Here is a 24,108-nt window from a genome sequence, read left to right as displayed (position 1 = left end):
CATTTTATTAATGACCGATGTGAAGACCATTTGTGCATGAACAAGGCAGTTAATCAATTTATCATGACCATTTTCATATAATCGGGCTGAATATAGAGGGACTTCCACAATGAAAAAATATAAATGGTCCAGAGCTTTCTGGAGTAATCCCCTAAACCTTTGCGGTGCCGATCTAACATCTCCTTCACCTGACTAAGTTTAAACCATTCCTCTACCCCACTACCTATGATTTGCTCTAGCATGTGATCCCCTATAGATGTCATAAGCCATTTTCTTAAGGGTACGGGAAAGCCAAGCTTAGGCCGATTTAACACATGATCAGGGACCAGACCGTCCATGGCCCGACGTAAAACAAACTTTGTAGTGTCTTTTGATATGCGATAATTCACCGGGATTTTTCGGGCAATATTGAAAACCTCTTTATCCAAAAAAGGAACCCGAATCTCTAAAGAATGTGCCATACTCATCTTATCTGCCTTCATGAGAATATTCCCTGGCAACCATAAATGAAGGTCAATCAATTGCATTCGGGTCACATCATCGAGATTTTTACTAATTTCATAAATGCCTTTTGTAAGTTCCGTGGTTGGTTCCCAAATATTGAATAGTTCAGGCCGAAAGACCATGATTTGTTCCTTTTCATCCTCCCACTATAAATTAATGTTTTCTTTCATTTGCTTACGATTTCTTAGATTTTCAACTTCGACGTTTTCGAGAGATGGAGATATTATGTTTATATGACATATTTTTCTGGTGGAGCCGATGGCAGGAATAGAGTTTGGAACCCATTTTCCAATCTATGGATAACATCGGTATGTTCGCACCTTGGATATCCACACCATTCCCTTGACGGCTTACCCTCCCATGTCACACTGGGTCATAGCCCTCACATTCCTTCGTCCTGCCTCTCAAGGGGTGGACGCCGCTTCTTGCTCCTTTACTGGGTCGTTGCCCTTATGGAATAATTCCTTGCGGCTGCTCCGTGCTTCTGTTGTCGTTGTTTATAACCTATTCGTCGTATGCAAACGCTGAAAGTTTGAATCTCGTTTTACGCTGCCATCCGAAGCTGAGACTGGCGTACCGGCCCCAGAACATCCATAGGGTTGTAGCACATTTGTTTTGTCCCCAATGTGAATAAGACTCGAATGAGTTTTCCACACAGGGCTACAATGGACTGTTTCTTCTTTAACGGATTGTTTGTGCGTGTCGTGTAATATTGATGTAATGCCTTAAACTCCGCGTTTTTTGCCACCATCGGCATGACAGCCCGGAACAGCAACGCCCGTAGCCGGGATCGTCCACGTTTGGTGATCGTGGACTTGCCCTTCTTCTTGCCGGAGCTGTTTTCCTTCAGATTGAATCCGGCAAGTCGTATGATCTGTTGGCCATGATCGTAGCCTCGCAGATCCCCGACTTCCGCCAGGAAACCAGCCAGTGTCACCACTCCGACTCCAGGTACCGTCAACATCTCTTCAGAACCGGGAACCCGATCCAGTAGTTGTTCCACCTGTTGCATGATGTCTTCTAGCTGACGAGCAAATAAGTCGTACTGCTCCAGTAAAGCCTTCAATTCGATTTTGGCTGCAGTGAGACCCTCGGTAAGTCCGATCGAAGACTTGGCGGCTTGAACCAGTTTCTCCGCTCGCTTCATGCCTACAGCTCGTTTCACATCCTGCTTCCAACGCTTCAGAATCGTATAGGCGCCTTGAGATACGACGTCTTGCGGTGTTGGAAAATCTGTCAGTGTGATGAGCGATGCTTTCCCTTCCCAGTCTTTGAACACCTGTTGGTATTCCGGGAAGAAACGGTCCAGCCAGTTTTGAATCCGCCTTTGGACTTGCCCAAAGTTCCCCATCACTTTTTCCCTCAGGTTCATCAAGATGCGTAAATCCGCATAGACGCTCTTCGGGAATTTCGGTTCGGTGTACTTCCCATTGCGGATCAGATCTGCGATCACTTTGGCATCTTTATAGTCGTTTTTCGTCGGGGAATTGTCCTCAAGCTCTTTGCTCTTGTTCACATGATGAGGATTGACGATAACCACCTTAATCCCTTCGTGCTGCAGAAATTCCGCTAGCGGGAACCAGTAGTGTCCGGTCGGCTCGATGCCGAAGATCACATCAGTCTTCGCATGTTGCCACTGTAGCTCCTTCATCCACGATACCAGTTTAGTCAGCCCTGAGCGGTTATTGCTAAACACACATTCTTTGCCAAGTTCGATTCCCCGAAAGTCGATCCCGCGTGCTACATGGGTTTCTTTTGCAATGTCTGCTCCAACCACTAGTGTAGCTTCGGTAATTTGTGTAATCCGTTGATTCTGCTTCTTCGATTGCTTATACTTCATAGTGAGCGTCCTCCTCTTAATTAGGGCAGTGAATGGTCCACATTCCAAGACCCAGCATACAGGAGGCGCTTTTTTCGTTCAAACCTCAAATTAATTCATTACAGGAATGGCTCCTTTGTTAATTTGAACTTCGGATTGGTTTACCGGGATAATTTTTGAATTTCTTGCTTCATTTGCTCATTTTGCGCTTTTAGTTCGTCAAGCTGTACTTGCATCGCACGGTCATTTGAATGCTCCGAATGAGAGCCGTGTCCATGACCATGCCCCTTCATTCCAAACATCATAAACACCATCATTAACGGACAAGCCAACAATAGCAGCCAAGACCAATCCATTTGTATTCCTCCTTTATCATTTCAATAACTTGATATGTTCATTGTAAAGAGTGATTGTGTAGAAACCGTGTGGAAAGCGTGCAATTTCTATGGACTTATAAAAAAACACGACCCGATATTATGGTCGTGGTAAGGCGTGGACGGTACTGTATCCAAACTAGGCATGTCAATAATTCAGCCCCTTCGATCCTTTCTTTGGCGAATGTTTAAATATCCGACTTCCTAGATCTGAACTTTCCGGGTATAAAGAGAATGAAAAAGAATGAAAATAGTAGCAATATTGAAATACCCGTCTTGACGCGTTGGTCTTCAATCATCTTAAACCCATAGCCAGCCATAGACTCTAAAAGAATGGACGGGGCTTTTCCGATGCCTGTAGCGAGGAGATAGATCGGGATACGTACTTGTGCTATTACACTCATGACTGTAACCAGGGCGGACGGCATATATGGAATGATTCTGGCGATCAAAACCGTGAGAAACTGCCTAAGAGTACTCATCCGTTGTATACGATGGAACCACAATCTTCTGTTCTTTGAAAGATACTTCTCCTCTAGTTTGAGTGCCCCTTTTCGGTATAACATATAGGAAACAATCGCACCGGCCATTTCACCGAGCCAGGATACGAAAAAACCTGGGATTCCCCCAAACACTAACACATTGGCCATCGTGAGAAAAACGGAAGGAATTACCCCTAAGATGCTGATGACCACATTGAGGACGATGCTAAGGACGTACGATCCTATCCCCCAGCCTGCCAACCATTCTGCAACATCTTCTGCCTGTAACATTGCCGGATTCGCTCCCTAATACTAACATCATTTTTTTAATAAAAAGGCTGCATGGATCATATTAAACAATCCTATACAGCCTTTTTGCCTTTTCTTCGGGTTAGTGGTTCATCCCGGGCATATCCTCCGTATTGCCGTTCATTCCACCCATACTTCCATGATCCATCCCTGATGCCGATACAATCTCCAGCATGGTGTCGATTTGCCCCTGAGCTTCAGCAGAAATGGATGCCTGAGAGCCGGTTAGCCAGGCATGGTTATACGGTCCCTCTGTTGGAGATTTCTCATATTTGGGTTGGACAGACATCACGTAAGACATCACCGAATCCGGCATACTGTCCTTTGTTGTCCATAGAAGCGGTGCATGCTTGCCTAAGTGAGAAAAAGGCGCACCCGCAATAGCCAGTCCCGGATTTTCTGGATTTACAAACGAAAAGTTATGCCCAGGTGTTGTAATTCCCCAACCAAATCCGGTTGCTTTGTCCTTATATTGAGCAAAGGCAACAGCGTTAGCATATGGATCATCGCCAGCAATACGTACCACTTTGCCATATTGCTTTATTTGATTGGCTACATTCTGTGAAATGACAGATTCAGGCCCTAAAATATAAATATTGGCCTTTCCTCCCCGGGTTTGTAACGCTTCTTTGGTTTCCTGCGGTATCTCATCTTTCATGACATACAACAGGGGCTCAGGCATATGAGCGATCCAGTTGATGGCCGGCATTGTATACTCAAGACTTTCCATCGATCCAATGATGACGGAAGAAGGATTTTCACCCGCTACTTTAGCGTAATAAGCATCAATGGCTTTAGCCAAAGCTGCAGGATTATCGGCTGCAAGTTTGTCCGTTTTGAACCCGAGTTCCTTTGCCTGATCCTCAACTTTTTGATCAAGATCACCAACCAAGATCGCTTGAATTCCCTCGTTACTCTCCACGCCTTTCGGCTTTAATCTTTTCATCTCATTTGCAGTAGCTTCAGGAATACCATCCTGATTGACAAACAAAATCGGGCCATTGCTTGGATGATGGATCAAGTCGGCACTAACAACTGCATTCTGCCAATCATCAGCAGATGTAAGAATAATACTCCCTGGACGGTTATCATCACTGGTTGCCATCCATAACGTTCGCGATACCGACACCGCCGCTTCCACGGGATTATCCGTGTTTATCCGCGTCGTATTTTTTGAGGAAATCCATGGAGTCACGACTTTTACTTCGGAAACAGTTGTATTACTTGATGGTTGAACCGTATTCTCAGCTTTAGCAGCATTGTCGTTTCCCGAATTGGTGCAGGCCGATAAAATGAACACCGTAACTAATAAAGCTACTCCGAGTTGGACTGGTTTCTTCATAAGCGCCTCCTGTAAATTCTCATTATTTTCTAAATAGAGTTATTAGGTGATATCCATTTTAAACAAAAAGCTTGTGGAAAGTATGTGGTTTTCGTGGAGATCCCGTTTAATTATTACCTTTTCCGCTTCCAAATATTACGCCTAAACAAACCCTGAAATCCTGTGTTAGGATGACGTCAGTTTCACAAAAAAACATCAGGAGGAAATTCAGCATGAAGAAATCTTTAGCAATTTTAATGGTATCTGCTTCTCTCGTAATGAGTCCGTTTGGAGCTCCGACGACTCATGCATCAAGCGACATTCCTACACAAGCTAAAGCAACAGTAAGCAGCGTGCGGGAAAATGTTATCGCAAAAGGGATGAAATATTTAGGAACTCCTTATGAGTTCGGGTCCAGCAGAAGCAATACCAAAACCTTCGACTGTTCCGACTTTGTAAGACAAGCCTATTGGGAAGGAGCAGGAATCAGGTTGCCTTCTAATTCGAGGACTCAAGGAGCTTATATCAAGAAAAACGGCACCTATACAACAAACTGGAAGAACCTCAAGCGTGGAGACATTATGTTCTTCATGTCTTACAGAGGCAGCAAAGCTTCTGACTACCAAGGAATTAATAAAAGCACTGCCCGCATCACTCATAACGGAATTTATCTTGGAAACGGGAAAATCCTGCAAACTTATTCCAAAGAATCGGGCGGCGTTCGTATCGATAAAATTGAGGGCACTCAATGGGAAAAGCGCTTTCTGTTTGGGGGAAGTGTGTTGAAATAGCATAACAAGCCAGTGAGAAATAACTCACTGGCTCGTCCTTTCTCCAAATTTATACTTGAAATTGATTAACGGCCTTTCTCATTTTTTCGATCGTTTCCAACATTTTGGATGAAGTTTCGGATATATCCTCTGTTCTATTCACTTGTGAATGGCTCGCTTCCATGATGTGTTGGACATTTTTTACTGTCTCGTCGGCGATTGAAGATACCGTCTGAAATGAGGAGGCAATTTCTTCAATTCCAGCAGATATTTCCTGAGTTGCCGTAGATATTTCCTGATTTTGCTTAGCTACAACTCCAGCAGAATTGACAATATTGCTGAATGCTTGTCCTGCTTTCTGTAGGACTTTTATCCCTCGATCAAGCTGCTTGAGTCCCAGCTCCACCATTTCTGCAGCGTCACTTGTCTTCGTTTGAACAGTATCAATTAAAGATTGAATTTCATGTGAAGAACGCTCAGATTGTTCAGCCAATTTTTTCACTTCATCGGCGACCACCGTAAACCCTCGGCCATTCTCTCCTGCTCGAGCTGCCTCAATGGCTGCGTTCAATGCCAATAGATGGGTTTGTGAGGAAATCTCTGTAATCATTCCTGCTATACTGCTAACATTATCAGACATCTGGTACAACTCATTAATACTATCTGCCATTAAGCAAGTCGTTTCATTAAGCTGATGGATCTCCTCAACAGCTGTTTGGATTGACTGGTTTCCCCGATCAGCATGTTCCAACATTTCACTTGAAGTTAGTGCGACAATGGAAGTTGTTTCGGCGATATGCTGAATGTTTTCTGAAATATCATCCATGGCATTAGCACTGGCATTCATTCCCTGAGCTTGCTTAAGCGCCCCTGATTCAACTTGTATGACATTTGAGTTCACATCTAGAGCCATCTCTGCAATTTGCTTCGTCTTCTCGTCAACAGATAGAGAAGAATGGTGAACACCTATAGAAACTTCTTTGACGGAATGTACCATTTCTTGAAGCCCCCGCACCATTTGATTGACGCTAATAGCTAGTCTACCTAGCTCATCTCTAGACTTAGAAACCAGAAGATCTACTCTTAAATCGCCAACTGAAACCTTCTCCATAAGATGTGTCATCTGGAGAATTGGCCGTACAAATCTGACCGATAAATAAGCAGCAACTATTAAGGAAACTAAGAGACCGATTAAGGCAAACCAAATCATACTTTTTCGAAAATTTTGGGAGGCATGCTCATACATTTCTTTCGGCATACTTACATGAAAAGCTCCAATAACATCGCCCTGCTTATTTCTTATCGGTTCATATAAAGAAAGTTCTTCTCCATTATGGGAAGAACCAAGATAGGCTTCCCCTTTCTCCAAAACCGTCTTTTGAACCTCAGTTTCAAGGGAACTCATCGATTCATTATTTGCCATGGAATCATCTGCAGTTGCAACGCTGATTTTACCTTTAAAAATGACGATACTATCTCCAGTCAGTTTATTAATGGATTCTACCGCTTGACGATTATTTTCCATTAATGTTTCGCCCTTGTACAACTTGGTATTTTTAATTTCCCACTCCCCTGGATATTTTTCATTGAGCAATGCCTTGGCCATAGCTTCATTCGTTGCGAGTTTCTTCTCAGCAAGGTGGGTTACCTCATTTTTCATCATTACTGCCGAGTATCCCCCTAATGAAACGACAACAATTAAAATGACACTCGAAAACATGATCATCAATTTTATGGAGAGTTTCACGATAAATTGCTCCTTATACAATATTAATACATAGTTTCTATTACAAAAAATATAGGCTTACCTATTTCTAAATGTCCCTGCAATTTCTGAAATTTCATTTCTAGTTAATAATCTTCTCGGAATGAATGCCGGAACTGTTTTTTTATACTCCAGATATTTTTCTCCAAATTCTTCTATCATTTGTTTTTCTTCTCTTTTGGAAAGTTTTGTATACATGACTAAAAGGATAGGCGCCATCAAAATCGTAATTATTGTTGGCCACTGCACCAGGAAGCCAATGATACTAAGCACAAAACCGCTGTACTGAGGGTGCCGTACTATTCTGTATATCCCGCTAGTGACCATCTCTCCCTTTCCGGCATGAATCCCTTTCCAACCTATCCCAATAATCAATATCCCCGCAAATATAAGTAGGTTACTGAGAGGGTGGAGAATGGAGTATAGTGTTGTTGAACCGCCAGCCAAGGCTACCCATAAATGCCCATTAAGATGAGTAAACGGATCTAGTACCGGGTATTTACTCCCCAAAGCTGAAGTTAAAATATAGATTGTTAACGGAAATCCAAACATTTCACTGAAAAGTGCAACTATAAATGCCGCGAAGGCTCCTAATGTTCTCCACTCCCTTTTCGTTTGGGGCTTATATGCCGCAAATACAAACATACCAAAAAACAGGATGTTAAATAGAACGGATCCCCAGAGACCGTACGCATTCTTATCCAAAAGATGCATAATAATCGTACCTCACTTATTCAAAATTAGGGTCTATTAATAACGCTTATCAGAGCATAAATGAATCCGCCAACGAGCAGTGCGCCATTGAACCCCAGGCTCATGGAGAGAATAACCGCTAGTACCGAGCCCATTACAGACATAACACCGTTTATGCCGAACATCATCGGAATTGCGTCCTCTTTACCTGATTCCTCAAGTCGTTTTAGTCCTCTTGGAAATGGAATCCCCATAAAGAACCCTTGAATCATTACTAATATGGAAGCAACAATGATTTTATTAACTAGTTGCTCCTGAAAAAGTCGATTTTCAAAAATAGTTTCGGGTTGCTGGCTGGGTTGTGAGGGAGAACTTTCCCTAATGATCGGTTTCCATGTTAGTTTTGGAGCATTTTTGCCGCTCTTTGCAGGTTGTGGGTCAGAATCCCGAAGCCGACCCAGCATTTTGAGCCGACAAAGCCCCGATACCTGCTGCGGTTCAAACCGTACTTCCGCTTGAGAAGACTAATCTTCGCTTCTCCAGCTGCACGGTAACGCTGCAAGTCTTTGAACCATAATTCGTTTTCGTACTCGGATCGGGCAATGCCTTTTTTGCCCTTTCGCGGCAAGCTAGCTCGCTTCACACCAAGTTCGGTAATGGCCGTTTCGTTCTTCTTGCTTGAGAAACCGCGGTCGGTCGCTACAGCTTGCGGCGCTTTGCCGAATTGCTTGATATGCGCCTGTACAGCGGGAACGAGCAGTTCATCATCCGAGGGGTTCCCCTCGTAGACAGCGTAGCCGGTCACAAAGCCACTTTCCGTCTCGTCGATTCGCACCTTGTAGCCGAACTCAGTTCCTTTGGCCAGCTTACCTTTCTTAATCGGTCTTGCTTCCGGGTCAAAGAAACTGACGATCCGATCTGCGATGATTCGATTGCCGGAAACGACCTGTTTGGCTTGTTCCAACAACTTGCCGGTTAGCGTGACCGCCTCGGTCAGTTTGGTTTTACTTTGTCGAAGAGCAGCTTTGCCCTTGTCTTGCAGTTTCTCGATAACGGCTTGCGCCTTGTTCACAACGTTCTCGGCTACTTCGATTACGCTCCCAGTGATCCGGTCAACTTCTTCCCAAGATTCACGGGTGCGGCGACGTAGAACTTTCGCGATGGACAGAATCTTTTCCTTGATTTCTGCCGTACGATCTTCAAAGCCTTGAACAGTGTGGGAGGCGACTTTCCGGATTTTCTGAATCGTTCGAGTGATGACTTTTACGCCATCTTGCAACAGCGTAGCGTCTGTCGGGTGATGGATGTCGGATTCCACAACCGTCGTATCCGTGCGCAATTTGCGGGTTTTCAGAACGGCTTTTTCCTCACACTGCTTTACGAGTGCGGCATTGATGTCTTCGACGATCTTGTCGCCGTAGCGTTTGCGGGCATAGATGAGCGTAGACGGGTCGGGCATCGGTTCGTCGATGGCAAACCGGCAGAACATTCGCCATGTGATGCTGTCACCGACTTCCTTCACGAGTGACTCGTAGCCCAAATTGTATTTATGCTTCAGGACCATAAGACGGATGTACTTTTCAATTGCAAGCGTAGGACGGCCGCTTTTCTTGCCTTTCGGGTGCAACTCAGTAAACGGTTGAAGAAAACGGTCGTCGTCCAGTAATTGATCTATGATTGCAAGCTCGACCGGCAACTTTCTAACAGATTCCGGGAGAATGGCATCCCAGATGGTCAATTGCTCGTCTCGAAGTTTCAACATTTTCTTCACCTCTTGGAAGGATTCCCGAGGGCTTCTGTTGAACTCCTATAGCAAAGGAATTCTTCCCTCGGGGTGTGGAACTTTGTTATCTCGTCAATAACAATTTCCATTTTGAGGTGCTGAATTCCTTTTAATTATGCTCAAAACACCCTGACTTTTTCAGGGGAAACTAACTAAGCTCCACTCCGACGTGATGAGAAACATTTTTTCTAAAAGCAGTATTAATGCTATATTGACTACCACAACCAAAAGAGGAGGTATACAGTCATTTTTCAGAATTTTGTTAAGCGATTTATTTCTACTCATGTATCCTCCCAACCCGCTTCCTACCAGCAATGCCGCCAGAATATAGCTAAAAGTAAGTACAGGATGACCGAAGTAAAGAGAAAATTTCTGTATGAGCGGTGTTTCAATCAACATAAATCCGGCACCTAGAAGTCCAAAGTAAAGTGCTGGTCTCTTCAAGTTCCGATTTCTTATTAAAAACGGGACAAAGAGAATCACACTCCCAATTCCAACAGCAGCAAGAAGATTAAGCAACGATGTAGGTAAACCCTTCTCAAAATTGTAGAAATAGGGACTATCATCTGTAGACGGGACCACATTGTTGCTAAATTTGGCTGTGAATTGTTTGAAAGTATCGTGCTCATCTTCCAGGTGCTTTAAAGGCCCCTCCTCGTAAATATTAGGAAGGAATAACGGCGTATTACCGCCTTGTAATGCCTTGTCTAATAACTGGTTACTCTCATTCTCTGTAAAAGGTACATTTTTTATGATTACAATAGGATAATGAATATGTTCAGCATCACCGCCATGTTCTGATGGAGGCATATTTTTGGCTAAAATAGCGATGTATTTTGGTGCTTCCTTCAAGGGAACTCCTCTTTGAGTAAGAGCTGAAATGGAGGTTGCCACTATTTTTTCGAGATCGTTTTGATCATGAGCAAGAAAGGCGACTCTTCCGTTACTTTCCAGTTTATTTAGATAATCTTTCACTGCCTCAACCGTATAGATATAGTTTTCAGAAAGAGCGTACCCCACACTTTGAGAAGCATTGGTCATTACTAAGGATAAAAAGATCGTATCGAATTTATCGTTCGTCCTTCTGACGAAATTCCGACCATCTTCTGCATATACCTTCACTTCCGGCAAATTGTAAATGTTGCCGTTAAAGTCGGAGTACTTTTCTACGGCGTCAATGCTCGAAGTATTTATTTCAACTGCGGTAATATCTTTACTCCCGGCCGCTAAAGCGTATAATATATCTCTTCCCCCTCCTGGCCCAATGATCAAAGACTTATCATTCTTCCCTATCGAAAAAGGTAAAAACTCAGTTTCCTTTTTATATTTCTCCAGACTGCTTAAATCACCGTTATATTTCATCATTGGGGCATTAGCCGCTCCATCAATAGTAACCACCATATAGTCGGGTATTTCCGGTAGTCTTATAACATCAGTCCTAGAGAATGAATTCCATTCCGTAGATATAATTTCTGCATTCTCACCTTCATATTGATAAAACCCAAACGTTTTACCTGGATTAGTCAATAAACCGTTGAAATTCTTCTCGATCGAATTTATATACTGAACTGGAACGAATAAACCTGAAGATAATAGAACGAGAGAAACTATGGTTACAGCAATCAACCTCTTAAAATTTGCTAACAACGAGAAGCTGAGCGCAGCCAATAAGGCAATAATAGCTATAACCAAGGAAGACCTGAACATTCCTAAATTGTTCATTAATAGAAGTACAACTACGCTCCCAACCCCTGAGCCGAGCAAATCTGCAAAATAAAGTTTATTGCTTATCCCCGCGGATAGTCTGAAGAGAAGGGATATATAATATCCCCCTATTACAAAAGGAAGGGTTCCCAACAGGGCATAGATTAAAACACTATTTATATAAGGCAGCTTATAGATCACCGATAATATGACGAGATAAAATAGGGCTAACAAAAAAGCCGCATAACCTATACTTTGCACCTTCTGTATCTTACCCGGTTCTTTTGCCTTTTTCTGCTGCATATATACAAGTACGCTTCCGACACCAACGCCGCATATTGCAAAAGATGTGATAAGAAAAGTATAGTGATAGGATAAAAGTGCCGAATATATTCTTGTTAGTATTACTTGGTATACAAATAAGGAAACAGATACAAAGAAAATACTTAATAAAATTAAAAAATTTCCCTTTATATTGATTGACTTTATCAAGAATGCCTACGCCCCTCTAAGTGGTAGAATGAAAAAGAAGTGCGTTTTAAGCACTTCTTTTTACTGTTAAATTCTAGGGTTAAGCCTGTCCAACTAATGTACCGAGCTATTCTTTCATTCTTTTGTTATTTTATTATACTCATCATCAGATAATATACGGCGAGCGGTTACATAACGTTCGACATAATAATCCTCCGAAAGTTTGCTGATTTGAACTCCCTTACTTGCAGATGAGTGGGAGAATAATCCATTCCCCATATAAATGCCGGCGTGCGAGATGCCCGTTCCGTCCGTATTAAAAAATACAAGATCCCCTGAACGCAGGTTTTTCTTCTCCACCTTTGCTCCTTCTTTTGCCTGTAATTTCGTTGTTCTAGGGAGATCAACATCTACTTGTTTAAACACATATTGAATAAATCCAGAACAATCAAATCCTTTGGTTGTCGTTCCACCATATAGGTAGGGGGTCCCCAATACTTGATCGACTTCCGACTGCAATGCCGACTCACTGGCAAACACGCTTCCGGCATTAAACACGGTAAGTAGGGTAAGGAATAAAATTGATCCAATAATCTTCTTCAATCTATTTCTCCTCTCTTACTGAACTCCTCCTATGACTTATTCCATGCCGCTCTGGGTTTGAACAGTAGCCGGTTGGCCTTCATATTGGATCACACCGATTAATCCGCCTGGTTCCACTTCACCGTTCATTGTGTGGTGCAGTTCATGGCAATGGAATACCCAAGTTCCCGGGTTGTCGGCAATGAATTCAATATCGTAGGTTTTACCGGGTGCAATATCAATGGTATTCATGACCTGCGGATTAGAGATGGGATGGCCGTCTTCCGCAATGACCCGGAAATCGTGTCCATGCAAATGCATCGGGTGATTTAGGTTGCTGATATTGATGAGACGTAAGCGAACGGTTTGTCCCTTCTTGACAACAAGAGGTTTCGTGTCCGGGAATGCTTTCCCGTTGATCGTCCAGTAATTGTAGTCCATGTTCATCTGAGCTGAGCCGGTTCCTTCCGCAGTGTGCATCCCCATATCCATACCTGCCATATCCGTCATCTTGCCATGTGCATCCGGCATTTCAGCATTCATACCGGCTTTATCTAACATTGTCCCATTGACACTCATTGCTTGCATATCGCCTACGTTCCAGCCGCCAAGCATCCAGGTTATATCCTGATCAAATTTGGGTTGTGCTTCGGGTTTTTGCGGATCTATAATAAACGCTCCGTAAAACCCTTTATCGATTTGCTTGACACTATTTAAATGGGAATGATACATGAAAGTTCCCGCATGGTTCGCAATAAACTCGTAAGTATAAGATTTACCCGCTTTAATGCCATCTTGCGTAAAAGGAGGTACTCCGTCCATATTGTTTGGAACATGGAGTCCATGCCAGTGAATCGATGTGTCTTCCTTAAGGTTATTTTTGACCGTGATACGAACCGTATCTCCCTCGGTCACCCGGATTTCCGGTCCCGGGACCGTGCCGTTGATGGTAATGGCGTCTACGGTTGTCCCTTTCACCAACTCCCACTTTTCTTCCTTGACATCGAGCGTAAACTCTTTTACTTTACCTGTCGGTACAATTGTGTCTGTCTCTTTTAACGGAGGCAATTTTCGCAATTGAGTGGTGGTCAGGATATTCAAATCTTGTTTAGCCGGCTTGGCTTGCTCCGCATTAGCGGCCCCTACAGAACCAAAGGCACTTACCGCGAGTAAGACCGCCAAGCTGCCATGCTTCCAAAATTTTTTGATCAAAATCGTCTCCTCCATTTCTTGATTTACTCAATAATCGTGTACTGTATCCTCCCTCAATAAATTAATGGTTTCTCCGTTTTTCTCACTTTTTCGCATGTTTTCTTCTTTGACATCCAAAGCCCCCTTGGATAGGATTTGACGAGGAGCGAATATTTGGGATCGACCTGTTGGCGGGAATAGAGGTGGGGACCACCCCGCTTTTTGAAAGCCGTATGGTCGCATATGGATCTCCACATGAGCCCTTGCGGTTTACCCTCCCATATCTCCCTGGGTCGATGCCCTTACATTCCTTCGTTCTACCTTTCAAGGGGTGGAGGCCAGGTTAGCTCCTCTGCGGGGTCGACGCCCTAATGGAATGAATTCCTCCCAGCCTATCCGTGCTTCGTTTGTCAAAGATCAACATGTGTATAAGCGATAAAACGTGAGTGAGTTATCCAGCTGTGAATGAATTAAGCTGCTGTTTGCAATTGAGCCTCCCGATGGGGGCCGAGCACTTTGCTGGCGTCATAGTCCTTCTGTTTACGGCCTAGCTCAAACATGACGCGAATGAGCTTGCTCGAGATCGCAATCATCGACTGCTTCTTCTTCAGCGGGTTATCCCGGCGCGTCGTAAAGTACAGGTGCAGCGCGCGGAACTCCGGGTTCTTGGCAACCATCGTCAGCGCTGCTCGGTACAGCAGGGCCCGAAGGCGACAGCGACCTCGCTTGCTGATGGTCGTTTCCCCCTTGTGGAGCCCGGAGCTGTTTTCCCGCAGACTGAGACCGGCGTGACGGACAATTTGCTGGCTATGATCGTAGCCGCTCAAGTCCCCGACTTCCGCCAGGAAGCCTGCAACCGTAACGAGGCCGATGCATGGAATGCTCATCATGTGACAGGCGCCCGGAATCTGCTCCACCAGAGCCGCCACATGCTCCATCAGTTCTTCGATCTGCCTGCACAGCATGGCGTACTGCTCCAAGTACATGGCTAGCTCATGCTTGGCCGCCGTAGCGCCTTCCGTGAGGCCGATGGACTTTCGGGCTTTCCGATAGAGCAGTTCCGCTCTCTTGGGGCCTACCGCTCGTTTCACGCCGTTCTTCTTCCAGATGGCCACGACCGTTGTTTCGCCGGCGGCGACGACGTCTTGCGGCAGGGGAAGGTGCGTGAGCGTAATAAGCGAGGCCTTGCCTTCCCAGTCTTTGAACACTTGTCTATATTCGGGAAAGAAGCGATCCAGCCAATTATGGATTCTTCCTTTCACCCGGTTCAAATCCCCGCACAAACGGTCTCGCTGGTTCATCAGCACACGCAGGTCGGCGTAAACGCCTTCCGGCAGCTGCGGCTGTGTATAGCGTCCGTCGATGACGAGTTTGGCAACGACCTTCGCATCTTTGATGTCGTTCTTGGTCGGCGAGTTGTCGTCGAGTTCCTTACTTTTCTTGACGTGATGCGGATTCACCAAAACGACTTCGACGCCGCGCCGCTTCAGGAAGTGAAACAGCGGGAACCAGTAGTGCCCGGTTGGCTCTACGCCAAGTAGTACGTCCGTCAGTCCATGTTCTTGCTGGATGGATTCGGCCCAAGCCAACAAGTTCAGCAGGCCATTCTCGTCGTTCTGGAACAGGCAACGCGTGCCAAGCTCAATGCCACGATAGTTGAAGGCCCGAGCGACATGGTTGTGCTTCGCGATGTCGGTCCCGATGACCAGTGTTGTTTCAGAAATTCTCGAAATCCGTTGATTTTGTTTGCTGGATTGGTTATGCTTCATCTAGAGCGTCCTCCTCATTTAGGGCAGTGAATGTGCGACATTCCGAGACCCAGCATACAGGAGGCGCTTTTTCATTTCAAACCGCAAATTAATTCACTACAGGAATTGCTCCTCTCGTAATCTATGATGAGTCCATTGTACATGGAAAATGTTGAGAATCTGTGTGGAAAGTAAGAAGATGAAAAATAGAAGCGAGTTTTGTCGATAGACATAGAGAAGAGTTGAAACAAAAACTCCTGCAACGACTGATCGCTGCAGGAGTCTGTTAAATTATTCTGGCTTATTTCCGACTGTAGGGTCAGGTGTGTAATTACTTTTGTAGCCCTCGTACATCACGTCTGTAACCATCCCTGCGGACGCATGGTGTAAATCATGGCAGTGGAACATCCAATCCCCCGGATTATCCGCTTCAAATGCAACCACGTATTCTTCGCCAGGCTTCACATTAAGCGTGTCTTTGATCACAGGTGCTCCTTCTAGTGGTTTACCGTTCTTACTTAATACTTGGAAGAAATGACCGTGTAAGTGCATGGGATGATCATCGGTTTTAGACAAATTAACTAAGGTAACCTTCACTTTGTCCCCTTTATCTACTTTGATCGAATCGGTATCAGGAAACATCTTTCCATTGATTGTGTAGACCATTTCCCCATCCTTCATTTCTGTGTTCAGATTTAATTTTACGTCTTGATCAAACTTTTGATCCAAAGAGAAATTAGACATCGCTTGTTGGCCGTATTTGGTTAAATCAAAGTTAGGCAGCTCATCATCCGCATTCGAGTTATCGGTTTTGCCTATTGCGCCCTCATACTCAATTACAGCACGCATGTTCTTCACCCGCTCATCTTTTCCATGCTCTTCGAAGAGCCATGATCCGGGGTTATTGGCAGTAAATTCGAGATCATAGCGTTCACCAGGCGCGATCGCAATGCCTTGATTGGCGATCACGGCTGGACTATTTACAGGTTGCCCATCGGAGGCAATGACTTTAAACTCATGTCCGTGTAAATGCAACGTGTGCGTAATGTAGCCCGCATTGACCAAACGAATGCGAACTTTATCCCCTTCCTTCACGATAAGCTTATCAATCGAATCCCCAGTTTTCCCATTCATGGTGTACAGGTCATACACGCTCATATCATGCCCAGCCATCTCTGTCATGCTACTCATATCTCCCATGTTCATTTGGCTGTGATCCATCCCCTCCATGCCTTCCATGTTGCTCATATCCATCTCGCCTGAGCTCATCCACTCATCCAGCACAAGGGTATAATCACGGTCATAGTTTTCATTGGGATCTTCTACGATTAACGTACCATACAAGCCCTTATCAAGCTGATTTACACTATCTTGGTGCGAGTGATACCAATAAGTTCCCGGGACAGTCGCTTTAAATTCATAGGTGAATTCCTTACCTGCAGGTACTGCATCTTGAGTTACCCCCGGAATACCATCCATATTATTTGGAACAGGATAACCATGCCAGTGTATGGAGACAGGCTCCTCCAACTCATTCTTCAATTTGATTTTCACGGTATCACCGACCTTCACACGAATCTGTGGACCCGGCACCGAATTGTTAAACGTCCACACAGGCAGCGTCAGATCATCCGATACTTTCAAGTTGCTCGTTTGCGCGGTAATCGTAAATTCTTTTCCATCCGCAACAGGAGCAACTTTCGTCGTTATAGTCTCAAGTAGTGGTGTAAAATTAGCCCGGGCTTCTTGACAAAGGAAGCCACGGTATGATTTCTACTAAAGTGAAGCCAATCACCTTTAGAAGGAGGATCACACCGTGACTTCTATAGATAGAATGTCACTTTTAGAGCTGTTGCGCAAGTCCGGAATTGATGGTGATGTAGATTTTCTTAAAGAGGCTTTGAACGTTCTGGTTCATGCACTGATGGAGGTGGAGGTAGCGGCACAAATCGGTGCAGAGCGTTATGAACGCAACACAGACAGAACCAACCATCGAAATGGCTATCGACACCGTGAATGGGATACACGCGTAGGAACACTCGATCTAAGAATCCCAAAACTACGCAAAGGCACTTATTTTCCTTCGCTGCTTGAGCCTCGAAAGCGTGCAGAGAAAGCGCTGCTTTCCGTGGTTCAGGAGGCATACGTTCATGGCGTCAGCACACGGAAAGTAGACGAACTCGTAGAATCGCTCGGCATGAAGGGCATTAGCAAAAGTGAAGTCTCCCGGATCTGCAAAGAGCTGGATGAAGTCGTACTGGCCTTCAAGGAGCGTCCGCTCGAAGGGCAGTTCCCTTATGTTTGGTTGGACGCGACATTCCCGAAGGTGCGTGAAGGCGGCCGTGTACGAAGTATGGCACTGGTTGTAGCCATTGGGGTTCGGGAAACCGGAGAACGAGAGATCCTTGGTTTTGACCTTGGGATGAGCGAAGACGGCCCGTTCTGGGTTGAATTTCTTCGCAAATTGGTTTCAAGAGGGCTGCATGGCGTTCAACTGGTGATTAGTGATGCACATGAAGGATTACGCGGCGCAATCGAGCAAGTTCTGACAGGCGCGGTTTGGCAGCGTTGCCGTGTTCACTTTATGCGCAATGTGTTGAGCCAGGTGCCGAAGTCTTCACAATCGATGGTTTCTTCGATTATTCGGACCATTTTTGCACAGCCGACCCAAGAAGATGCAATCCTGCAATTACGGCAAGTCGTGAACCAGCTTCACGGGAAGTTCCCGAAGGCTATGGAGATCCTTGAGCAGGCTGAAAGTGATGTCCTGGCTTACATGGCTTTCCCCAAGGAACATTGGCGGCAAATCCATTCCACGAATCCATTGGAGCGCTTGAACCGAGAAATCCGCCGGCGTTCCGATGTTGTTGGGATCTTTCCGAATCGAGAGTCTGCCATTCGTCTTATTGGTGCCATCCTGATGGAACAGCAGGATGAATGGACAGTATCGCGCCGTTATTTTAGTAAAGAGTCCATGGCCAAAGTGGTTCAGGGGGAGCAAAATCTCTTAACATCTGCTATGCTCTTGCAGAAATAAATATGGGTCACAGAGTAGAAATCAATTTTACACCACTTGACGGGACGCTACCCTTTCGTCAATTTGATTTCCCCTGACTGGTCTTTATTTTGATCCGTATTCTGTTGAGAATCACTCATGTTCATTTTTGAATGATCCATGCCTTCCATCCCATTTTGACCGTCTGAATTTGCGCAACCTGCCACAATGACACTAAAAGCACCTACTGCAAGTAGAATTTTTAGTTTACCTTTCATAATGATCCTCCCTCAATAATTTAATGTTTCCTACGTTTTTCTCGCTTTTTCTTACAATATCTCCTTTGACCAACGAAGCGTCCTTGGATAAGATTTAATGAAGAGCAAAAATATGGGATCGACCTGTCGGCGGGAACAGAGGTGGTGGTCACCTCGTTTTTTCAGCCCTTTGGTCGCAAATGGATCTCCACACATTCCCTTGCGGTTTACCCTCCCATATCTCTCTGGGTCAATGCCCTTACATTCCTTCGTTCTACCTCTCAAGGGGTGGAGGCCAGGTAAGCTCCTTTGCGGGGTCGATGCCCTTGTGGTGATAATTCCTCCCGGCCTATCCGTGCTTCGTTTGTCAAAGATCAACATGTGGATAAAGCAAGTAAAACGTTGAGTTGCTAACCTGTGAATAAATTAAGCTGCGATTTGCATTTGAGCCTCCCGATGGGGGCCAAGGACTTTGCTTGAATCATAGTGCTTTTGCTTTCGACCCAGCTCAAATAAGACACGGATGAGCTTGTTACACAGTGCAATCATCGATTGCTTCTTCTTCAGTGCATTGTCTCTGCGTGTCGTGAAGTACAGATGCAATGCACGGAACTCAGGATTCTTCGCTACCAAGGTAAGCGTCGCCCGATACAACAAGGCTCTTAGGCGACGACGTCCTCGCTTGGATATGGTCGTCTCCCCTTTGCGATCCCCTGAACTGTTCTCACGCAAGCTCAGACCGGCGTGACGCACGATCTGCTGGCTATGATCATAGTCGCTGAGATCGCCGACTTCCGCTAGAAACCCTGCAACAGTAACCAGCTTCACACAGGGGATACTCATCATGACTTCGGCCCCAGGAATCTGTTTGACCAACGCTTCAACAAGCTCCATCAGTTGATCAAGCTGCCTAGACAGCATGGTGTACTGCTCCAAGCACAGGGCTAGCTCATGTCTGGCTGCCGTTACACCTTCCGTCAGGCCGATGGACTTGCTGGCTGTACGATACAGCTGAGCGGCTCTCTTGGCACCTACAGCCCGCTGTACGCCGTTCTTCTTCCAAGTCGCCACAATCGATGTTTCACCAGCTTGAATCACCTCATGTGGCGTTGGGAAGTGTTCCAATGTGATAATCGAGGCCTTGCCTTCCCAGTCCTTGAACACCTTGGTATATTCGGGGAAGAATCGATCTAGCCAATTGTGAACTCGCGCCTTGGCACGATTCAGGTCTTTGTTTAAGCGATCGCGCTGGTTCATGTAGACTCTCAGATCGGCATAGATCCCTTCTGGCAGTTGAGGCTTCGTATAGCGACCATCGATCACCAGCTTTCCGATAACCTTGGCATCCTTGGTGTCGTTCTTGGTTGGCGAGTTGTCGTCCAGTTCCTTGCTCTTGTTCACATGATGCGGATTGATCAACACCACCTCGACATCGCGAGACTTCATGAAGTGATACAACGGAAACCAGTAATGGCCTGTGGGCTCGACTCCCATGACGATGTCATTCATGCTATGCTCTTGCTGAAGGTTTCTCGCCCAGGCTAGTAGGTTGTTCAAGCCGTTGTCGTCATTGGTGAACAGACAGCGCTTGCCAAGCTCAATTCCGCGGTAGTTGAATGCACGCGCAACGTGATTTCGTTTGGCGATGTCTGTGCCGATGACCAGCGTCGATTCAGAGATTCTTAAGATACGTTGATTTTGCTTGCTAGATTGGGTATGCTTCATAGTGAGCGTCCTCCTCATTTAGGGCAGTGAATGTGCACCATTCCGAGACCCAGCATACAGGAGGCGCTCTTTTTGTTCAAACCTCAAATTAATTCATTACAGGAATGCTCCTATTGATTTTATCTCCAACAGTATATCTAAAATTTGTGTGGAATTTATGAAGACATCTAAATTTTGAAATAATAGATAATAAAAATAAGGAGAGATCAGAAGATATATGTTTATTCAACACTTGCTCTCAGTGACCAGCTACTGCCGCCATTGTCGCTTTCAAAAACAGAATATCGGTCAGTCACAATGACCAGCCGGTTGGGATCACGTTTCGACGCTTTGATGCCGAGCGGCATTTCACCTTTTAAATCAACATGAAGGTCTGACCAGTCTTTCAAATCTTTTGATTTTAGAAATCCGCTTTCCGACATAAGGATGACCTCCCCATTAGCTAAATAAAGCACCCCATATACCGGTTCATTGGTTAAGAGCAAGTTCTGAACCTTGCCTTCATTAACAATGTAATGAATAAGTCCTGTTTCCGTGGCTGCCAAAAAGGAAACAGGAGCTCCCGGCAGCGCCGTAATGGAGTACGCACCTTCAGGCAGAGTGCCTATGTTCTGCCATATCTCGCCCCCATCTTTTGTTTCAAATAAGTTGTTCTCCGAACCTGCCAACAAGGTAAATAAATGATTCGGATCGTCAGGATCCATAACTAAATAATGCGCATCGGGTTCATTGGGTTTGGATTGATTAGGAAGTCCATTTTCAATCGTTTCCCACGTATCTCCGCCATCGACAGATCGTTTCACAAATCCGTGACCTGCGGCATATATTTTTGAAGGATTCTCGAAATCCGTTTCGATTCCCATCACATCGTTGGTTTTAATCGGCTCAAAAGTTCTCTGCCACTTCTGATCAACAAGTTCATATACACCTGTATGTGTCCCCATCAAAACCGTTGTATCATCGAGTGCATAACTAAAGACGTGTGGGTGCGTGTTGGACTCGGTAATCAAAGATGCCAAATTTGATTCTTTGCTTTTTTTAGTTCCACCCCATATCGCAAAAATGATAATTAAAGCTAAAGCTATTGTTAAGTAAAAGCCAAATCCCCAAGAAAATTTCTTTTTTACTCTAAACATGTTCATTCTCCTAACCATTATGATGAATGTCATTTTATTAATGACCGATGTGAAGACCATTTGTGCATGAACAAGGCAGTTAATCAATTTATCATGACCATTTTCATATAATCGGGCTGAATATAGAGGGACTTCCACAATGAAAAAATATAAATGGTCCAGAGCTTTCTGGAGTAATCCCCTAAACCTTTGCGGTGCCGATCTAACATCTCCTTCACCTGACTAAGTTTAAACCATTCCTCTACCCCACTACCTATGATTTGCTCTAGCATGTGATCCCCTATAGATGTCATAAGCCATTTTCTTAAGGGTACGGGAAAGCCAAGCTTAGGCCGATTTAACACATGATCAGGGACCAGACCGTCCATGGCCCGACGTAAAACAAACTTTGTAGTGTCTTTTGATATGCGATAATTCACCGGGATTTTTCGGGCAATATTGAAAACCTCTTTATCCAAAAAAGGAACCCGAATCTCTAAAGAATGTGCCATACTCATCTTATCTGCCTTCATGAGAATATTCCCTGGCAACCATAAATGAAGGTCAATCAATTGCATTCGGGTCACATCATCGAGATTTTTACTAATTTCATAAATGCCTTTTGTAAGTTCCGTGGTTGGTTCCCAAATATTGAATAGTTCAGGCCGAAAGACCATGATTTGTTCCTTTTCATCCTCCCACTATAAATTAATGTTTTCTTTCATTTGCTTACGATTTCTTAGATTTTCAACTTCGACGTTTTCGAGAGATGGAGATATTATGTTTATATGACATATTTTTCTGGTGGAGCCGATGGCAGGAATAGAGTTTGGAACCCATTTTCCAATCTATGGATAACATCGGTATGTTCGCACCTTGGATATCCACACCATTCCCTTGACGGCTTACCCTCCCATGTCACACTGGGTCATAGCCCTCACATTCCTTCGTCCTGCCTCTCAAGGGGTGGACGCCGCTTCTTGCTCCTTTACTGGGTCGTTGCCCTTATGGAATAATTCCTTGCGGCTGCTCCGTGCTTCTGTTGTCGTTGTTTATAACCTATTCGTCGTATGCAAACGCTGAAAGTTTGAATCTCGTTTTACGCTGCCATCCGAAGCTGAGACTGGCGTACCGGCCCCAGAACATCCATAGGGTTGTAGCACATTTGTTTTGTCCCCAATGTGAATAAGACTCGAATGAGTTTTCCACACAGGGCTACAATGGACTGTTTCTTCTTTAACGGATTGTTTGTGCGTGTCGTGTAATATTGATGTAATGCCTTAAACTCCGCGTTTTTTGCCACCATCGGCATGACAGCCCGGAACAGCAACGCCCGTAGCCGGGATCGTCCACGTTTGGTGATCGTGGACTTGCCCTTCTTCTTGCCGGAGCTGTTTTCCTTCAGATTGAATCCGGCAAGTCGTATGATCTGTTGGCCATGATCGTAGCCTCGCAGATCCCCGACTTCCGCCAGGAAACCAGCCAGTGTCACCACTCCGACTCCAGGTACCGTCAACATCTCTTCAGAACCGGGAACCCGATCCAGTAGTTGTTCCACCTGTTGCATGATGTCTTCTAGCTGACGAGCAAATAAGTCGTACTGCTCCAGTAAAGCCTTCAATTCGATTTTGGCTGCAGTGAGACCCTCGGTAAGTCCGATCGAAGACTTGGCGGCTTGAACCAGTTTCTCCGCTCGCTTCATGCCTACAGCTCGTTTCACATCCTGCTTCCAACGCTTCAGAATCGTATAGGCGCCTTGAGATACGACGTCTTGCGGTGTTGGAAAATCTGTCAGTGTGATGAGCGATGCTTTCCCTTCCCAGTCTTTGAACACCTGTTGGTATTCCGGGAAGAAACGGTCCAGCCAGTTTTGAATCCGCCTTTGGACTTGCCCAAAGTTCCCCATCACTTTTTCCCTCAGGTTCATCAAGATGCGTAAATCCGCATAGACGCTCTTCGGGAATTTCGGTTCGGTGTACTTCCCATTGCGGATCAGATCTGCGATCACTTTGGCATCTTTATAGTCGTTTTTCGTCGGGGAATTGTCCTCAAGCTCTTTGCTCTTGTTCACATGATGAGGATTGACGATAACCACCTTAATCCCTTCGTGCTGCAGAAATTCCGCTAGCGGGAACCAGTAGTGTCCGGTCGGCTCGATGCCGAAGATCACATCAGTCTTCGCATGTTGCCACTGTAGCTCCTTCATCCACGATACCAGTTTAGTCAGCCCTGAGCGGTTATTGCTAAACACACATTCTTTGCCAAGTTCGATTCCCCGAAAGTCGATCCCGCGTGCTACATGGGTTTCTTTTGCAATGTCTGCTCCAACCACTAGTGTAGCTTCGGTAATTTGTGTAATCCGTTGATTCTGCTTCTTCGATTGCTTATACTTCATAGTGAGCGTCCTCCTCTTAATTAGGGCAGTGAATGGTCCACATTCCAAGACCCAGCATACAGGAGGCGCTTTTTTCGTTCAAACCTCAAATTAATTCATTACAGG

At 45.1% G+C, this 24,108-nt stretch carries 19 protein-coding genes and 1 pseudogene; 2 read left to right on the top strand and 18 right to left on the bottom strand.

Annotated features, from left to right (window positions below; translation table 11 throughout):
* Positions 1 to 53: 53 nt before the first annotated feature.
* From ACL02P_RS00100 to ACL02P_RS00080, 5 genes are all read right to left on the bottom strand, one after another.
* A complete protein-coding gene (locus tag ACL02P_RS00100) occupies positions 54 to 626 on the bottom strand; it encodes an asparagine synthase-related protein (RefSeq protein ID WP_412836559.1) in 573 nt (190 codons plus the stop codon).
* A 422-nt stretch (positions 627 to 1,048) separates the two neighbouring features.
* Positions 1,049 to 2,344, bottom strand: a complete 1,296-nt coding sequence (locus ACL02P_RS00095) for an IS110 family transposase (RefSeq protein WP_387803091.1) — start codon at positions 2,342 to 2,344, stop codon at positions 1,049 to 1,051.
* A 140-nt stretch (positions 2,345 to 2,484) separates the two neighbouring features.
* Positions 2,485 to 2,679: a DUF2933 domain-containing protein gene (locus ACL02P_RS00090; RefSeq protein ID WP_009224856.1), complete on the bottom strand. Its 195-nt coding sequence runs from the start codon at positions 2,677 to 2,679 to the stop codon at positions 2,485 to 2,487.
* Between the two features lie 206 nt (positions 2,680 to 2,885).
* The gene (locus tag ACL02P_RS00085) at positions 2,886 to 3,470 is read right to left on the bottom strand and encodes a TVP38/TMEM64 family protein (RefSeq protein WP_009224855.1); all 585 of its coding nucleotides are present in this window, start codon (positions 3,468 to 3,470) and stop codon (positions 2,886 to 2,888) included.
* A gap of 100 nt (positions 3,471 to 3,570) precedes the next feature.
* The gene (locus ACL02P_RS00080; protein ID WP_412836565.1) at positions 3,571 to 4,830 is read right to left on the bottom strand and encodes a cell wall-binding repeat-containing protein; all 1,260 of its coding nucleotides are present in this window, start codon (positions 4,828 to 4,830) and stop codon (positions 3,571 to 3,573) included.
* A 212-nt stretch (positions 4,831 to 5,042) separates the two neighbouring features.
* Between ACL02P_RS00080 and ACL02P_RS00075 the strand changes: the two genes are divergently transcribed.
* Positions 5,043 to 5,600 carry a C40 family peptidase gene (locus tag ACL02P_RS00075; protein ID WP_371859504.1) on the top strand — a complete coding sequence of 186 codons (558 nt, stop codon included), beginning with the start codon at positions 5,043 to 5,045 and terminating at the stop codon, positions 5,598 to 5,600.
* 49 nt (positions 5,601 to 5,649) lie between these two features.
* On the opposite strand, the gene ACL02P_RS00070 is transcribed toward ACL02P_RS00075, so the two are convergent.
* The 8 genes and pseudogenes from ACL02P_RS00070 to ACL02P_RS00035 all read right to left on the bottom strand — a co-directional run.
* Complete coding sequence (locus tag ACL02P_RS00070) at positions 5,650 to 7,326, bottom strand: methyl-accepting chemotaxis protein (protein ID WP_412836564.1); 1,677 nt, start codon at positions 7,324 to 7,326, stop codon at positions 5,650 to 5,652.
* 57 nt (positions 7,327 to 7,383) lie between these two features.
* Positions 7,384 to 8,058 (bottom strand): methyltransferase family protein, encoded by a 675-nt coding sequence (locus tag ACL02P_RS00065; RefSeq protein ID WP_412836563.1) that lies wholly within the window; start codon positions 8,056 to 8,058, stop codon positions 7,384 to 7,386.
* Positions 8,059 to 8,434: 376 nt separating this feature from the next.
* Positions 8,435 to 9,799, bottom strand: a complete 1,365-nt coding sequence (locus ACL02P_RS00060) for an ISNCY family transposase (protein ID WP_019007868.1) — start codon at positions 9,797 to 9,799, stop codon at positions 8,435 to 8,437.
* Positions 9,800 to 9,958: 159 nt separating this feature from the next.
* Entirely contained in the window at positions 9,959 to 12,016 is a 2,058-nt protein-coding gene (locus ACL02P_RS00055) for a spermine synthase (RefSeq protein WP_412836562.1), read from the bottom strand.
* 114 nt (positions 12,017 to 12,130) lie between these two features.
* Positions 12,131 to 12,598: a C40 family peptidase gene (locus ACL02P_RS00050; protein WP_009224849.1), complete on the bottom strand. Its 468-nt coding sequence runs from the start codon at positions 12,596 to 12,598 to the stop codon at positions 12,131 to 12,133.
* 36 nt (positions 12,599 to 12,634) lie between these two features.
* A complete protein-coding gene (locus ACL02P_RS00045; RefSeq protein WP_198136186.1) occupies positions 12,635 to 13,789 on the bottom strand; it encodes a multicopper oxidase family protein in 1,155 nt (384 codons plus the stop codon).
* A gap of 449 nt (positions 13,790 to 14,238) precedes the next feature.
* Positions 14,239 to 15,537, bottom strand: coding sequence for an IS110 family transposase (locus ACL02P_RS00040; RefSeq protein ID WP_009227147.1), 1,299 nt, complete (start codon positions 15,535 to 15,537; stop codon positions 14,239 to 14,241).
* Between the two features lie 270 nt (positions 15,538 to 15,807).
* A pseudogene (locus ACL02P_RS00035) lies at positions 15,808 to 17,220 on the bottom strand (multicopper oxidase family protein); the annotation flags it as partial.
* 130 nt (positions 17,221 to 17,350) lie between these two features.
* Here ACL02P_RS00035 and ACL02P_RS00030 point away from each other — a divergent pair.
* On the top strand, positions 17,351 to 18,553 hold the full coding sequence (locus ACL02P_RS00030) for an IS256 family transposase (protein WP_412837292.1): 1,203 nt from the start codon (positions 17,351 to 17,353) through the stop codon (positions 18,551 to 18,553).
* Between the two features lie 47 nt (positions 18,554 to 18,600).
* Here the strand turns inward: ACL02P_RS00030 and ACL02P_RS00025 are convergent, their stop codons facing one another.
* The 5 genes from ACL02P_RS00025 to ACL02P_RS00005 all read right to left on the bottom strand — a co-directional run bounded on the left by ACL02P_RS00025 (position 18,601) and on the right by ACL02P_RS00005 (position 24,003).
* A complete protein-coding gene (locus ACL02P_RS00025) occupies positions 18,601 to 18,789 on the bottom strand; it encodes a hypothetical protein (RefSeq protein WP_412836561.1) in 189 nt (62 codons plus the stop codon).
* 405 nt (positions 18,790 to 19,194) lie between these two features.
* The gene (locus ACL02P_RS00020) at positions 19,195 to 20,493 is read right to left on the bottom strand and encodes an IS110 family transposase (protein ID WP_412836560.1); all 1,299 of its coding nucleotides are present in this window, start codon (positions 20,491 to 20,493) and stop codon (positions 19,195 to 19,197) included.
* Positions 20,494 to 20,714: 221 nt separating this feature from the next.
* Complete coding sequence (locus ACL02P_RS00015; RefSeq protein ID WP_036644986.1) at positions 20,715 to 21,629, bottom strand: WD40/YVTN/BNR-like repeat-containing protein; 915 nt, start codon at positions 21,627 to 21,629, stop codon at positions 20,715 to 20,717.
* An 83-nt stretch (positions 21,630 to 21,712) separates the two neighbouring features.
* On the bottom strand, positions 21,713 to 22,285 hold the full coding sequence (locus ACL02P_RS00010; RefSeq protein ID WP_412836559.1) for an asparagine synthase-related protein: 573 nt from the start codon (positions 22,283 to 22,285) through the stop codon (positions 21,713 to 21,715).
* Between the two features lie 422 nt (positions 22,286 to 22,707).
* Complete coding sequence (locus tag ACL02P_RS00005; RefSeq protein WP_387803091.1) at positions 22,708 to 24,003, bottom strand: IS110 family transposase; 1,296 nt, start codon at positions 24,001 to 24,003, stop codon at positions 22,708 to 22,710.
* Between the last annotated feature and the right edge of the window lie 105 nt (positions 24,004 to 24,108).

It is taken from the genome of Paenibacillus sp. MB22_1, from assembly GCF_047200555.1.
Classification (GTDB): domain Bacteria; phylum Bacillota; class Bacilli; order Paenibacillales; family Paenibacillaceae; genus Fontibacillus; species Fontibacillus phoenicis.
The sequence above is the reverse complement of the archived record's forward strand: the minus strand, read 5'-3'. Positions and strand labels throughout refer to the sequence as shown.